Origin of the sequence: Halococcus morrhuae DSM 1307, from assembly GCF_000336695.1 — an archaeon.
Classification (GTDB): Archaea; Halobacteriota; Halobacteria; order Halobacteriales; family Halococcaceae; genus Halococcus; species Halococcus morrhuae.
Genome location: NZ_AOMC01000156.1, coordinates 1 through 14,178 on the forward strand (window position 1 = coordinate 1; position 14,178 = coordinate 14,178).

Annotated in this window: 14 protein-coding genes, 1 tRNA gene and 1 pseudogene; 4 read left to right on the top strand and 12 right to left on the bottom strand. The window is 65.3% G+C overall.

Translation table 11 applies throughout. From position 1 onward, the window contains the following. The 8 genes from C448_RS14115 to C448_RS14150 form a co-directional block, all read right to left on the bottom strand. Window positions 1–423 (bottom strand): NuoI/complex I 23 kDa subunit family protein (locus C448_RS14115; RefSeq protein WP_004055792.1); only part of this gene is annotated, 423 nt, incomplete at its 3' end. Between the two features lie 10 nt (window positions 424–433). Then, the gene (locus tag C448_RS14120) at window positions 434–1,573 is read right to left on the bottom strand and encodes a complex I subunit 1/NuoH family protein (RefSeq protein ID WP_004055793.1); all 1,140 of its coding nucleotides are present in this window, start codon (window positions 1,571–1,573) and stop codon (window positions 434–436) included. Continuing rightward, window positions 1,570–3,246 (bottom strand): NADH-quinone oxidoreductase subunit D, encoded by a 1,677-nt coding sequence (locus C448_RS14125; RefSeq protein WP_004055794.1) that lies wholly within the window; start codon window positions 3,244–3,246, stop codon window positions 1,570–1,572. The genes C448_RS14120 and C448_RS14125 overlap by 4 nt, the downstream gene beginning before the upstream one ends. Then, window positions 3,243–3,935: an NADH-quinone oxidoreductase subunit B gene (locus C448_RS14130; RefSeq protein WP_004055795.1), complete on the bottom strand. Its 693-nt coding sequence runs from the start codon at window positions 3,933–3,935 to the stop codon at window positions 3,243–3,245. Before C448_RS14130 ends, C448_RS14125 begins: the two co-directional genes overlap by 4 nt. Then, window positions 3,932–4,333, bottom strand: a complete 402-nt coding sequence (locus tag C448_RS14135; protein WP_004055796.1) for an NADH-quinone oxidoreductase subunit A — start codon at window positions 4,331–4,333, stop codon at window positions 3,932–3,934. Before C448_RS14135 ends, C448_RS14130 begins: the two co-directional genes overlap by 4 nt. A gap of 84 nt (window positions 4,334–4,417) precedes the next feature. Further along, complete coding sequence (gene purE / locus C448_RS14140; RefSeq protein ID WP_004055797.1) at window positions 4,418–5,026, bottom strand: 5-(carboxyamino)imidazole ribonucleotide mutase; 609 nt, start codon at window positions 5,024–5,026, stop codon at window positions 4,418–4,420. Further along, complete coding sequence (locus C448_RS14145; RefSeq protein WP_004055798.1) at window positions 5,023–6,174, bottom strand: 5-(carboxyamino)imidazole ribonucleotide synthase; 1,152 nt, start codon at window positions 6,172–6,174, stop codon at window positions 5,023–5,025. The genes purE and C448_RS14145 overlap by 4 nt, the downstream gene beginning before the upstream one ends. A gap of 25 nt (window positions 6,175–6,199) precedes the next feature. After that, entirely contained in the window at window positions 6,200–7,930 is a 1,731-nt protein-coding gene (locus C448_RS14150) for a flippase activity-associated protein Agl23 (RefSeq protein WP_004055799.1), read from the bottom strand. Between the two features lie 87 nt (window positions 7,931–8,017). Between C448_RS14150 and ribH the strand changes: the two genes are divergently transcribed. Together ribH and C448_RS14160 are read left to right on the top strand one after the other, a co-directional pair. Further along, complete coding sequence (ribH, locus tag C448_RS14155; protein ID WP_004055800.1) at window positions 8,018–8,422, top strand: 6,7-dimethyl-8-ribityllumazine synthase; 405 nt, start codon at window positions 8,018–8,020, stop codon at window positions 8,420–8,422. Beyond that, window positions 8,419–9,561 (top strand): pyridoxal phosphate-dependent aminotransferase, encoded by a 1,143-nt coding sequence (locus C448_RS14160; RefSeq protein WP_004055801.1) that lies wholly within the window; start codon window positions 8,419–8,421, stop codon window positions 9,559–9,561. The genes ribH and C448_RS14160 overlap by 4 nt, the downstream gene beginning before the upstream one ends. A gap of 20 nt (window positions 9,562–9,581) precedes the next feature. Here C448_RS14160 and C448_RS14165 read toward each other — a convergent pair whose 3' ends face one another. The 4 genes and pseudogenes from C448_RS14165 to tatA all read right to left on the bottom strand — a co-directional run bounded on the left by C448_RS14165 (window position 9,582) and on the right by tatA (window position 12,548). Further along, window positions 9,582–10,874, bottom strand: a complete 1,293-nt coding sequence (locus C448_RS14165; RefSeq protein ID WP_004055802.1) for an MFS transporter — start codon at window positions 10,872–10,874, stop codon at window positions 9,582–9,584. A gap of 600 nt (window positions 10,875–11,474) precedes the next feature. Further along, window positions 11,475–11,678, bottom strand: a pseudogene (gene tnpA / locus C448_RS14170) (IS200/IS605 family transposase); the annotation flags it as partial. Window positions 11,679–11,962: 284 nt separating this feature from the next. After that, window positions 11,963–12,035, bottom strand: a tRNA-Arg gene (locus tag C448_RS14175). 180 nt (window positions 12,036–12,215) lie between these two features. Further along, window positions 12,216–12,548: a twin-arginine translocase TatA/TatE family subunit gene (tatA, locus tag C448_RS14180; RefSeq protein WP_004055804.1), complete on the bottom strand. Its 333-nt coding sequence runs from the start codon at window positions 12,546–12,548 to the stop codon at window positions 12,216–12,218. Between the two features lie 156 nt (window positions 12,549–12,704). On the opposite strand from tatA, the gene C448_RS14185 reads away from it, so the two are divergent. Both C448_RS14185 and C448_RS14190 read left to right on the top strand, forming a co-directional pair. Continuing rightward, the gene (locus C448_RS14185) at window positions 12,705–13,184 is read left to right on the top strand and encodes a redoxin domain-containing protein (protein ID WP_004055805.1); all 480 of its coding nucleotides are present in this window, start codon (window positions 12,705–12,707) and stop codon (window positions 13,182–13,184) included. 47 nt (window positions 13,185–13,231) lie between these two features. Then, window positions 13,232–14,050, top strand: coding sequence for an HD domain-containing protein (locus C448_RS14190; RefSeq protein WP_004055806.1), 819 nt, complete (start codon window positions 13,232–13,234; stop codon window positions 14,048–14,050). Window positions 14,051–14,178: the final 128 nt, after the last annotated feature.

Below are 14,178 nucleotides of genomic sequence, written 5' to 3' on the forward strand. Positions count from 1 at the left end.
CCCGCCGCGATCGGGCTCGCGGGCTTCGAGCGGGTCGATGTCCTTGTACCAGGGAACGTTCTTCAGCTCTTCTTTGTTGAGCGCGAACTCGTCCTTCGTGTCGGCGGTGAACTCGAAGTTCTGGGTCAGGAGGATCGCGTCGACGGGGCAGACCTCCTCACAGAGTCGGCAGTAGATACACTGGCCGATGTGGAGGTTGTACTGCTCGCCGTTGCGCTGTTCGTCCATCACGATCTGGATGGTGTCGTTCGGACAGACGTTCTCACACTGCCGACACCAGATACAGCGCTCCTGGCTGAACTTGTGCACCCCACGGAAACGGGGGCTGACCTCGGGTGCAGTATCGGGATACTCGACGGTGAACGTCGAGCCGTCGAGTGCGTGTCTCATCGTCGTCGCCATCGATTTGAGGAGTCCGATCATGGGTTTGTAGTTAGGCGATCACGCCCACGAGGATCGCCGTGAGCACGAGGTTGGCGAAGCTCATCACGAGCAGGCCTTTCCAACCGATCTCGATCATCTGGTCGATACGAACGCGCGGCATCGCCGAGCGCATCCACTGGGTGAACAGATACACCGCGAGGATCTTGATGACCATCCAGACGAGCCCCGGCAGCACCGGTCCGGCGGGGCCGCCGAGGAACAGCGTCGCGATGATCGCGCCGCCGAGGAAGATGTGGAGGAACTCGCCGAGATAGAGCAGCACGAAGTACGCGCCCGAATACTCGGTCATGTAGCCCGCCACCAGCTCGCCCGGCGCTTCGGGCGTGTCGAACGGGTTGCGCCCGACCTCCGCGAGGTTCGCGATCAGGAACAGCACGAACGCGAACGGGTTGACGAACGCGAACCACGAGGGGATCGTCAGCCCGCCGAGCGTCAGCAGCGGCTGACTCTGGACGGCGACGACCTCGCTCAGCTTGAGCGTGCCGGTAAAGAGGACGACCGACGCACCCGTCACCACCAGCGGGATCTCGTAGGCGAGGTTCTGTGCAAGCGCGCGCAGCCCGCCGAGGAACGAGTACTTGTTGTTCGACGAGTAGCCGGACATCAGGAGTCCAAGCGAGGCGAGCGAGGAGGCCGCGAAGACGAACACGAAGCCCGTCTCCGGGTCGGCCAGCTGCAGCCCGCTGCCCAGCGGGATCACCGCGAAGCCCAACAGCGCCGAGAACGGCAGCACCATCGGCGCGATGTCGAACGCCGGGCGGTCGACGCTGTCGGGGATGATGACTTCCTTCGAGAGCAATCGCACCGCGTCGGCGACGATGATCAGCAGGCCGAACGGGCCGACCCGGTTGACCGCGATTCGGTCGGTGAACGCGGCCGTGATCTTCCGCTTGCCCCAGATACCGCCGACGGCGGCGATCGTCAGGAAGAGCACGGCGATCAACGTCGCGCCGACGACCGCGAACAGGAACTGTAGTCCGGGATCGGGGTTGGGACCGAGGCCGAGCAGCCCGCTCAGGATCTCGGGGAACGTCTGCCCGCCGCCGGCCGCCGAGGCGTTCGTCGCGTTCGCCGCCCCGGAGCCGTTCGTGGCGTTGCCCGCCTGGAAGACGATCTCCGAGACGCTCATCGATCGACCTCACCCAGGACGATATCGAGGCTCGCGAGCGACGCGATCAGATCCGGCACGTACTCGCCGACGGCGAGCTCCGGCAGCGTCTGCAGGTTCGAGAACGCCGGGCTGCGGATCTTGAACCGGGCCGGCTTGTCCGTGCCGTCGCTCCGGATGTAGATGCCGAGCTCGCCCTTCGCGCCCTCGACGGCGCGATAGATCTCCGCGTCGTCGTCCGGACGGAGCGTCCGCGGCACGTTCGACTGGATCTCGCGATCGTCCTCGGGCCAGTCTTCGAGTAGGTCGACACACTGGTCGATGATGCGTGCGGACTCCTCGACCTCCTGGAGGCGACAGAGCACGCGTGCGTAGTTGTCGCCCTCCTCGGCGGTCACGACGTCCCAGTCGAGTTCGGGGTAGTAGCCGTAGGGGTCGTCGCGCCGGATGTCGTAGTCGACGCCCGACGCGCGGGCGACGGGGCCGGTCGCACCGTACTGTTTGGCCGTCTCGGCGTCGAGCACGCCGGTGTTCGCACAGCGCAGCTGGAAGATCTCATTCGAGGTCAGCAGGTCGTGATACTCGTCGAGCTTGTGGGGGAGCCCGTCGAGGAAGTCCCGGATCTTCTCGAAGAACGCCTCGCGCGGTTCGGGCAGGTCCCAGGCCACGCCACCGAGCCGGAGGTAGTTGAACATCAGCCGCTGGCCCGTCAGGTCTTCGAGGATGTTCTCGACGACCTCGCGGTCGCGGAACGCGTACATGAACGTGGCGGTGAACTCGCCGTAGACGTCGAGTGCGAACGTGCCGACCGCGAGCATGTGCGCGGCGATCCGGCAGAGCTCGGCGCTCATCGTGCGGATGACCTGTGCGTAGTCGGGCACGTCGAGGTCGGTCAGTTCCTCGGCGGTGCGGGCGTACGCCCACTCGTTCAGGATGCCGGCCGAGACGTAGTCCCAGCGATCGGGATAGGGCATGATCTCGTGGCGGTAGGTGCCCTGCTGTGCCATCTGCTCCTCACAGCGGTGGAGATAGCCGATGTCGGGCTCGACGTGGGCGACCTGCTCGCCGTCGAGCACCGTCTCGATGTGGAGCACGCCGTGTGTCGCCGGGTGGTGGGGCCCGATGTTCAGATACATCGTGTCCGCGCCGGCGTCGTGCTCGTCGTCTTCGAGCGGGTTGGCGTGCGCTTCGAGCGTGACGATCTGGGGCTTCTCCTGGTTGTAGTCGAGCCCCATCGGGTGGCCTTTCCACGTCTCGGGCAGGAGGATCCGACGCATGTCGGGGTGGCCCTCGTACTGGATACCCACCAGATCGTAGGCCTCGCGCTCGTGCCAGTCGGCGGTCCGATAGACCGGCTCCGCGCTCTCGCTCACGGGGTTGTCCTTCGACGTCGGCACGACGACGGAGAGCTCCTGCGTGGGATCGGCGTATTTCTTCAGGTGATAGATCGTCTCGAAGCGGTTCTCGTACTCCTGAGCGGTGACGTTCGAGCAATGATCGAAGCCCGCCTGATCGCGCAGCGCGAACAGCACGTCCTGAACCTCGTCGGGCCGGATCGTGAAGGCCTCCGTGTGGTGGTGCTGTTCACGGCTCACCACGCGATCGCCGAGCAGATCGGCGAGCGCGTCGTAGTCGAGTCCTTCCTCGGTGACGCCAACGGTGTCTGTCCGGTCGGTCGGTCGTTCCAGGCTCATGGCGAATCGTTCCAGTTGTACCGCATGACGAGCGTGTCCCGATCGATCTCGTCGGCGAGCTCGTCGACGAGCTCGTCGCTCTCCAGATCGCCGAACTGTTGGAGTTCGTACGGCTTGACCGTCACCGGAGCCGACTCACCCTCGGAGATGCGCTCCTGAAGCTTCGCGACGCCGTAGATGAGCGCCTCCGGTCGCGGCGGACAGCCCGGCACGTGGATGTCGACCGGGATGACCTCCTCGGCACCCTTGACGACGTTGTACCCCTTCTGGAACGGGCCGCCCGAGATGGTGCACGAGCCCATCGAGACGACGAACTTCGGCTCGGGCATCTGGTCGTAGACCCGCTTCATCCGCGGGGCGAACTTCGAGACGATGGTGCCCGGCACGATGATCACGTCGGCCTGTCGTGGCGACGCCCGGGGGACGCCGGAGCCGAAGCGATCGAGGTCGTGTTTCACCGCGTAGGTGTGCATCATCTCGATCGAACAGCAGGCGATGCCGAACTGGAGCATGAACATCGAGGAGCCACGCACCCAGTTCATGAACGAGTCGAACTTCGTGAGGATGAACGGCGAGGAACCGAAGGCGTTCCTGAGCTTGGAGTTGAACCGGTTGTCCGTCCCGCCACCCATCCGGGCCTCCTGGGTCGTCTGTGCGTCCGCGGTCTGAGGTTGATTGTCGCTACTCATTGTCGTGTCGTACTGTTCGAATTCTGGCTGTGGATCCACTGCACCGCACCGTTACGCCACGCCCACGCGAGCCCGACGACGAGCACGCCGATGAAGATCAACATCGGCACGAGCGCCGCGGCCAGCCCCGCGCTCTGTACGGCGTCGCGGTAGATGACCGTCCACGGGAAAATGAGCACCGTCTCGATGTCGAAGACGAGGAACAACAGCGCGACCATGTAGTACTGGATGTTGAACCGGATGCGCGTGTTGCCCGTCGGGACCTCACCCGACTCGTAGACGGCCGTTTTTCCCTGTTCGGGCACGCTGGGTCGCAACAGGAACGATACGCCCAGCAACGAGAGCGGGACTGCGATGGCGACGAACGCCAGCGCCCCGACAGCTATCCATTCATTCATGTGCTTGGTTGCTCGTGGCGACGCTTTGGAGCGCACTCACATAAGGATTGATTCTTTCCGCCCGCGAGCGACCTGACACGCCGTTCAGGGGTCCTCACGGAACACCTCGATCCCCTGCTCGTGGAGCTCGCGCGAGACCGCCCCGACCTCGCTTTCGAGTTCCTCGTGATAGTCGACGAGTCGATCGGCGAGCTCCTCGTGGTCGCCGGCGAGTATCTGGGCCGCCGACAGCCCGGCGTTGAACGACTTGCCCGCATCGACCGCGACGATCGGCGCACCGGTCGGCATCCCGATGACCGAATCGACCGACTTCTCCTGCACCGGAACGCCGATCACGGGCACCGGGAAGGCGATCGAGGCGGTCATGTTCGGCAGATCGGCCGATTTGCCGCCCGCACCCGCGATGATGACCGAGAGCCCACGCTCGCGGGCGGTCTCCGCGTAGGCGTACATGAGATCGGGTGTCCGATGGGCCGACACCACGTAGCTCTCGTAGGAAAATCGACTCTCCGCTCCCTCACCCGTGTCCTCGTCGAGCCCGAGCTCCGAGAGCGCTTCGTAGGCCCCCGCCATCGTGTCGAGGTCCGAATCCGAGCCCATGATGATCCCCACGTCGGGCGTCTCCACCGACGGACGATCCATCGCTGCCTCGCTCCGTAACTCGTCGATCAGATCGTCGATTTCGGTGCTCATGAATCGAAGCTCCAGTGGGTGTGTAGTTCGCGCGCGTCGGCGAGCAGTTCGTCGGGCTCGGCACGGACGTCGGTGAGCGTGACGTGGCCCATCTTCCGCAGCGGGCGTGCCTCGCGCTTGCCGTACCAGTGGAGGTTCGCCGTCGGCGACGAGAGGATCGCATCAACGCCATCGAGCACGGCCGGTCGCGGCTCCGCGACGTCGCCGAGCAGGTTCTTCGTCACCGTCCGGCCGCGCCGGTCGGTCGCGCCGAGCGGCCAGCCGAGCACGGCGCGGATGTGTTGTTCGAACTGCGAGGTTCGCGCACCCTCGATCGTCCAGTGGCCCGAGTTGTGGGGTCGCGGCGCGATCTCGTTGACCGAGATCTCGCCGTCGGTCTCGAACAGCTCGATGCCGAAGACGCCGCGCCCGGAGAGCAGATCGAGCACCTCACAGGCGACGCTTTTGGCGCGCTCCCGGACGTCTTCGGGCACGCGCGCCGGCACGACCGTCTCGCGCAGGATCTCCTCCTCGTGGACGTTCTCGCCGGGCGTGAACACCCGTCTTTCACTATCGCCGCGAACGCCGATGATCGAGAGCTCGCGCTCGAAGGGGACGAACGCCTCGATCATCGCCTTTCCCTCGATCTGCTCGAAGGCTGCCTCGACACCGCCCGGCGATTCGATCGGGACGTTCCCGCGACCGTCGTAGCCGCCCTCGCGAGCCTTGAGCATCGCCGGATAGCCGAGCTCCTGGAGCGCCTCCCGGAGTTCGGCCGTGTCGTCGACGGCGCGGAACTCGGGCACCGGGATCCCGGCCTCGCGGAGATGGCGCTTCTGGACGAGTTTGTCCTGGATCATCCGGAGCGTGTCGGGGGCGGGATGCACGGGGACGTCGTGGGCCTCGCTCGCACGTTCGAGCGCGTCGGGATCGGCGAGTTCGATCTCGTAGGTCAACACGTCCGCGCGTGCGGCGAGGGCGTCGATCGTGTCGGGATCGTCGAAATCACCGTGCAGCGTGTCGGTCACGACCGGTGCGGCCGGCGGCTCCGGCGTCGGATCGCTCGCGACGATGTCGACGCCGAGCGGTCCGGCGGCCTCGCCGAGCATCCGCCCGAGCTGGCCGCCGCCGACCACCCCCACGACCGGGCCGTCTGTGGTGAGTTGCATGTCGAGCGGTTTCCGACTCGCGCGGTTAAGGATTGCTTTGCTCGGTCGTCACTTTCGGCAGCCGGCTCTCGTCGAGGAAGAACGTCGTGTTGGTCTTCGCCGTGTCCTGGGTCCGCAGCACGTACGCCCGCTCGTCGTAGCCCTCTAGATTGGCCGCGAGGAACTCACTATCCGTTGTCAGCCCGATCACAACCGGTGGACTGCTCTCGTTGACGCGCTGCTCGAAGCCCGATGGCTCCGTCGCACACGAGACGTTCATGTCGTGTGCTTCCGTATACCATGGTAGCGGGAGGATGTTGAACCAGTCGGAGCAGCCCGGTGCCCGACTCCCTGGAGAATCGGCGACGAGGTGATCGCCGTAGAGCAACACGTCCGTTCCTCGATTGTTCGCGCTCACGGCGGCCATCTCCTCGATCGTCGGGCGGAGGTCGTCGGCGGGCTGGGCGTACTGGACGAGCGCGTTCGATGCCGACTGGTCGTCGAGATAGACGTTCTGGACCCCGATATAACCGACCTGGCCGACGACGAGCAGGACGATGACGAGCGCTGCGGCGACCCCGGGACGGTCGTCGTGGCTGAGCGCCGTTCTGGCCCGCGTGTAGAGCACGCCCGCGCCGACCGCCGCCGGCAGCATGAGGAAGACGACGGCGTGGACGGCCGCCCATGGAGCCATGATGTCGGTGATGATGGGGTAGCCGAGAACGCTCACGAACCCACAGTAGAAGGCGAACGCGACGAGGTCCCGCGGACCGTCGTCGGCGTAGCGATCGGCGAGGAAACCGATAGCCGCGAGCACGACGAGCGCGCCCGAGCCGACGACGAGCGTCTCGACGAGATCGCCCAGATAGGGCAGGTAGGCGTGGCTCTGGCTATCGCCGCTGATCCACTGGGAGATGAAGGCGTTCCACGAGCCGAGCGTCGCCTCGCCGATCACCGCCGGTAGCGCCGTCGGATCGGAAAGGAGCGTGTCGAACCCCGGCGTCGAGCCGTTCGTCCGCGGCGCGTAGAAATACACGACGATGACGAGAAACTCGACGACCGCGAGCAGGAGGTGGGGGACCCATGTGCGAAGGGTTGTGCCGAAGGCCCCGATGCGCTCGCGTGCTGCTTGCAGGTCGAACGAGAGATCGCGGTCGGCGAACGGTCGGTGATCGACGAGCAGACGGCGGTCGACGAGCAGGACGAGCGCGCCGAGCCACGTCACGAGATAGACGAGCACGTTCTCCTTGGTCGTGAACGCGAGCGCGAGCGCGACGATGCCCGCGTGGACGTACCGGGGGCGGCGACTGTCGAGCGCGCGGAGGAAAAAGCCGAGCGCGAACAGCATGAACGCCGCCAGCGGCAGGTCGCTGCGCATGAATCGCGAGTAGTAGAGCAGGACAGGGTCGACGGCGAGAAACAGGGCGAACGCGACTGTCTCGACATCGGAGAGTCGCTTCCGAAAGAGCAGCGCCGCCAGCGGCAGCGCCGCCCCGAGTGCCGCGACCACCAGCCGCATCGTGAAATCGTTCGCGCCGAACAGCTCGAAGACGACCCGGTTGACCTGCTGGAGGAAGGGCCCGTGGATGATCGGTTGATACTCGAAGACACCGGTGTCGGCGTAGTCGAGGATCCAGTAGGCGACGCGCGCCTCGTCCCAGTGGGCGATGCGGTCGCCGAGCAAGAGGAGACGGGCGACGAGCGCGAACAGCGCGATGGCGACGACGGCGGTCGTGACGCGGCGGCCGCGCCCGGCACTGCCGTCGGTCGATGCCATACGGGTGAGGGTGGCGGGGTAGTTAGGAGCGTTTCGTTTGTGCTCGCGGAGCGGTAGGCCTTTGACGTGCGCTCTGCATCCGCACGTATGCCCAGTTTGGGATTGGTGGTCGCGCAGTTCTACGGTGAACTGGCGGCCGAAATGGAGCAGCACGCACGCGATGCCGCCGCCGAACACGGGGCGGAGATCGCCGAGACCATCCCGGTGCCCGGCGCGTACGACACGCCGCTGGCGGCCGATCGCCTCGCGCGCCAGGACGGCATCGACGCCGTCGCGGCTCTCGGCGCGATCGTCTCCGGCGATACCGACCACGATCAGGTGATCGCCGGCGCGGCCGCACAGGGACTGACCGACGTGAGCCTCGATCGCGACAAACCCGTGGCCTTCGGCGTTCTCGGACCCGGGATGAGCGGTGCCGAAGCACGCGAACGTGTCGATTACGGGGCGCGCGCCGTCGAGAGCGCGCTCGACCAGCTGGAGGCACTGGCATGAAGTTCACAGACCGAGTCGAGCGCGTCGAACCGAGCGCGACGCTCGCGATCAGCACGCTCGCTGGCGAGCTCGAAGCCGAGGGCGCGGACGTGGTCGATCTGAGCGTCGGCGAACCCGACTTCCCCACGCCCGAGAACATCGTCGAGGCCGGGAAGGACGCGATGGACGCCGGCCATACGGGCTACACCGCATCGAACGGGATCGTCGAACTCCGTGAAGCAATCGCCGCGAAGCTCGACGACGACGGGCTCGACTACTCGCCCGAGGAGATCATCGTCACGCCGGGCGGCAAGCAGGCCCTCTACGAGACGTTCCAGACGCTCATCGAGGACGGCGACGAGGTCTGCCTGCTCGATCCCGCGTGGGTCTCCTACGAGGCGATGGCGAAACTCGCCGGCGGCTCGCTCTCGCGCGTGGACCTCGCGGCCCACGACTTCCAGCTCGAACCGGCACTCGACGAGCTCGCCGAGAGCGTCTCGGACGAGACGGAACTGCTGGTGGTGAACTCGCCGTCGAACCCGACTGGTGCCGTCTACTCGGACGCGGCACTCGAAGGCGTCCGCGATCTCGCGGTCGAACACGACATCGCCGTGATCTCCGACGAAATCTACAAGGAGATCACCTACGGTGTCGAGCCGACGAGTCTGGGTACCCTGGATGGGATGGCCGATCGAACGATCACGATCAACGGCTTCTCGAAGGCCTACTCGATGACTGGCTGGCGGCTCGGCTATCTCGCCGCTCCCGAGGCAATGGTCGACCAGAGCAGCAAGCTCCAGTCGCACTCGGTCTCCTCGGCGACGAACTTCGTCCAGCATGCCGGCGTCGAGGCGCTCGAAAACACCGACGAAACGGTCGTCGAGATGACCGAGGCCTTCGAGGAACGGCGTGATCTGCTGGCCGACCTGCTGGCCGACCACGACATCGAGGTCTCGAAACCCGAGGGAGCCTTCTACATGATGTTGCCGGTAGCCGAGGACGACCAGGAGTGGTGTGAGAACGCCATCGAGGACGCCCACGTCGCGACGGTCCCGGGGAGCGCGTTCGGCACGCCCGGCTACGCACGGATCTCCTACGCGAACAGCCAGGAGCGGATCCGGGAAGCGGTCGATCGGCTCGCCGACGCGGATCTGCTCTAACGGAGGACGGATTTTTCGAGTCAGTCGCCCGGCGTCGGCGTCGCGCTCGGTGCGGGTTCGGTCCGGTAGAGCAGGACGAACACGCCCGTCGAGAGCACGATGAAGCCGGCGGCGGTGAAGAAGGCGGTGAACACCGAGGTGGCGTCCCAGAGTGCGCCGACGGTGAGCGGGCCGACCACCTCGCCGACCTTCCAGACGACCGAGCGCAGCGAGAGGCTCGCGGCGACGGCGTCGAAGCGCTCGCCCTCCTCGACGAACAGCGCCATGCTTGCGGGCAGGCGGAGGCTGTCGGCGACGCCGATGACCGCGTAGGCCGCAAAGAGAACGAAGAACGCCGGCTGGAGCGTCACCGACCCGCCGAACGCCGACAGCGAGACTTCGGGGAGGAACCCGGCAGCGCTGTCGGCGAAGGGGACCATCGCCGTCCCGAGCGCGTAGGTGAGCGCACCCGCGATGACGAAGTGGTGTTTGTGACCCACCCGGTCGGTGTAGCTACCCACCACGCCCTGGAGAAGGGTCTTCGTGAGTTTCCCACCAGCGAGGATGCCGCCGACCATCAGCGGGTTCATCCCGAACTCGGTGTGGGCGTAGATCGGCAGGAAGATGATCACGGCCATCTTGCCGAAGCCGAAGCCGAGGCGGAAGACGACGAGTGCGCGGACTGCTGCCCGGTCGAGCAGCGTCCGCAGCGTCTCGATGCCCGTCGCTTCCTCGGGATCTGTCGTGCCACCGGGATTGTCACGGAGGAAGGCGAGCACGGCGAGCGTCGCCAGAACGGTCACCAGCGAGAGCGCCACGTAGGTGAGCGTGAAGCCGTAGGCGAAGAGGAGGAAGCCACCGACGAGGTCGCCCGCGAGGCTCGAAAACGCCGTCACCTGGTTGTAGGTGCCGAGCCAGCGCCCGCGCTCGTCGCCGGGGCTGAGCTCGCCGACGACCGCCGAGCCCGTGATCCAGAGGATGCTCGCGCCGGTGCCCTGCAGGATACGGACGAAAATCACGTCGGTGGCGCTGTCGACGAGCGCGAACCCGATGAATGCGAGGACGTTGATCCCCAGCCCGACGACGAGAAAGCGCTTGGCGTTGTGTGTGTCGACGGCGCGACCGAGCGGCAGGACGATGAGCAGCTGGGCGAGCGCGAAGGCCGTGCCGAACAGGCCCTCCACAGTACTGGAGGTTCCGAAGATATCGGCGTACAGTCCGAGCGCGATCAGGATGGTCGAAAAGGCCTGCGAGCGGGCGAAGGCGGTGCTGGCGAGGGCGACGAACTCACGGTTTTTGAAGAGGCCCAGCGAGCCTCCGGCTGATTCCGACACTGCTAGAACGACCGCCGTGAAGCTTCAAAAAGCCATCCGTTCGAACCCTCTGCGGACAGTCTTGTCACGAGAATAAAACACACGGAAATCCGCTGTTGACGGTCACTATGGAGGATTTGCGGCCCGCGGCTGCGGCGTGGTTGCGGTCGCGGTGCGGTTACGATCCACCGCCGCGGTAGCGGTCCGCGGTTGCGGTCGCGGTGCCTGGCGGATGAAGGGCGAGGCGCGCGAGCGACCGGAGGGAGCGCGCGCCGAGGGCTTCGGTGGAGGGCGGTGCTGTGCTGTGGAGGGAGTGTCCGCGCGAGCGCAGCGAGCGCGGTTCACCGTGAACGAGGCCGTAGGCCGAGTGAGCGGACCTTTTTAGTCCAGGCTTTTGCGAGTGGCGAGGGACCTTCGGTCCCTCGTACCATGCGAGCGGGCCTTCGGCCCGCGAGCAGAGAGTGGTTCGCGCTTTGCGCGCACCCGACGTGGTTCGGAAGACGCTCGCGTCTTCCGTCATGCCGAGACGGCTTAGTCCCTAGCGAAAGTTATGAAGATCGCGTGAGATAGCGATCTCATGAGCGGAGATCGTCGCAAGGAGATCGTCCGACATCTCAGNTTTTTCGGCGGACTGCCGACGAACAGGTGAACGTGGTCGTCCATGATTTTGGCTTCGACCAGTTCGATGTCCTTGTCGTCGCAAATCTCGGCGAAGATGCTTTCGAGGGGTTCTGCCTTCCCCGTCAGTACCGGCTGCCGGTACTTCGGCACGAACACTATGTGGTAGTAGAGTTCGTAGACCGCATGACGGGTACTCTTTGGCATCTATACATACTATGGGTGGCCGGACGCTTAAACGCTCCGATCGAACCCCAGTCCGGCTACTGCCGGGTAGTTGGCGGTTGAACACTACCACGACAGAGCTTACGGCGCGTATCCCCGCCGTGAACGGCGAGGCTTNGGGTAGTTGGCGGTTGAACACTACCACGACAGAGCTTACGGCGCGTATCCCCGCCGTGAACGGCGAGGCTTTGCGCCTGTCTTTCACGTAACGGACCCGACCCCCAGCGCGAGGAAACCCTGGCGTTCACGCCGGGGAGGATGTCATTCGGGCGTGACGGGATTCGAACCCGCGGTCTAGAGGTTAGGAACCTCTCGCCCTATCCGCTAGGCCACACGCCCCGGCGAGGTTTGGGGCGGCGGACCGAAAAACCGTTGCGTTACGTGAAAGGCAAGTACGAACCCTCCGCTCACAGAGGGTGTACGGTGCAACCGAATAGCTGCTCGTTCATGGTGGGTCGGCCGGCGGAGGTCGTCTGAATCCCGCCGGAAGAATCCTCGTCGATCAGCGCGGGGAGGATGTCATTGGTTGCTTTCGACTTCGGTGTTGCGCTCCTCGACTTCGGGCGGATTGTGATCGACCGTTTCGCTCTGCGTGTCGGTCGCGGTCGACTCGGTCGTCGTGGTCGTTTCGTCGGCGTTGGAGCCACCCTCGACGTCGCCCTCCTGCATCTCGTCGAGTTCCTCCTCGATTTCCTGCCGTCCCTTGTCGAACTCGCCGCGGGCCTGACCGAGCGCGCCAGCGAGCTGGGGAATCTTGTTCGCGCCGAACAGGAGGACGATGATCACGAGGATGATCAACACCTCCGGTCCGCCGGGAATACCCGGGATCTGCAGCAGCGATAGTCCAGTCATCGTGGCTGTAGCTTACGATGTATCCATTATAGGCTTTTTGCTCATCGAAACGACCGCTGTGGGCTGGCAGGCATGCGCTCGCCGGCCACCCGATCACCAACCGATCCCCGAGTCGAGCACAAGCGTCTTGCTCCAGCCACACCGTTGGCGAATGCAATGGTCTCTGCTGGCGACTCGGCACCGGCGTTCACCGCACCGCTCGCGAACGGCGACCTCGGCGAGACGTTCACGCTCTCCGAGCGCCTCGACGACGCACCGCTCGTGCTCGCGTTCTTCCCCGGCGCGTTTTCGAGCGTCTGCACCGGCGAGATGCGCACCTTCCAGGAACGCCTCGACGATTTCGCGGACGCTGGCGCACGGATCTACGGGATCAGCGTCGATTCGCCGTTCGCACTCAACGCCTTCCGCGAGGAGAACGATTTGGAATACGCTCTCATCAGCGACGCGAACCACGGGATCGTCGACGCCTACGACGCGACGATGAGCTTCGACGAACTGGGCATCGACGAGGTCGCCCAGCGCGCGGTGTTCGTCGTCGACGGTGACGGCGAGATCACCTACGCGTGGCGCTCCGACGATCCCGGCGTCGAACCGGACTACGACGAGGTCGTGAGCGAAGCCCGAAACGCGGCCTGAACTGATCGAACCCAATCGGTTTTCCCGGCGGCCACCTAGTCCGTGCCATGAGCGACACCGATAGCGTCCGCAAGGGCCGAGTGTACGACCCCGACATCGAGCATGCGTTTCCCGACGAGCGACTCAACGAGGTGCTCGAAACGGTCGAGAACGACGCCGAGATCCAGGCCTATCTCGACGCCCAGAACGTGAACCCGGTCACGAGAAAGCGCTACAACGATCACGGATCGAAACACATCTCGATCGTTCGCAACCGCGCGCTCTGTCTCTACGACCTGCTGAAAGCCGGCGGCGTCACGTTCAACGGTGCTGGCGATCAGGGACTCGCCGAGGCCGACGAGTCGGTGATCATCGCGCTGGCTGCGACGCTGCACGACATCGGCCACGTCGTCCACCGGACCGATCATCCCTACTACTCGATCCCGCTCGCCGCCGACGTGCTCGACCGCCTCCTCCCCGATTTCGGCTGGTACGACGTCGAGGAACGCGTCCGTCTCAAGGGCGAGGTGCTCCACGCGATCCTCTGCCATCACACCGCCGAAATGCCGCTCACGCTCGAAGCCGGCGTCGTCAGGGTCTCCGACGCTCTCGACATGGAACACGGCCGCTCGCGCCGCCCGTACGAACAGGGCGGACGCGGCATCAACACCGTCTCCAGTCAGGCCATCCGCGAGGTAACTCTCAGAGCAGGCGACGACGTCCCCGTCGTCGTCGAGATCGAGATGACCGACGCCGCCGGCGTCTATCAGGTCGACACCCTTCTCAAGGCGAAACTCACCGATTCGGGCCTCGAAGACGACGTCCGCATCGTCGCCGTCACGACCCGCGAACCGGACGAACGCCTCGTCGAACGCGTCGAGCTCTAAAAACCGCACTTCCACTTTTTTACTTGCTACGAGACGGCGTAGTCATTTGGATAACTTCTGAAGATACGGAGCGAGGAATTTCTCGATCCATGAGACGGCGAAACTCAGCCGATCAGTGAGGCGGTCGA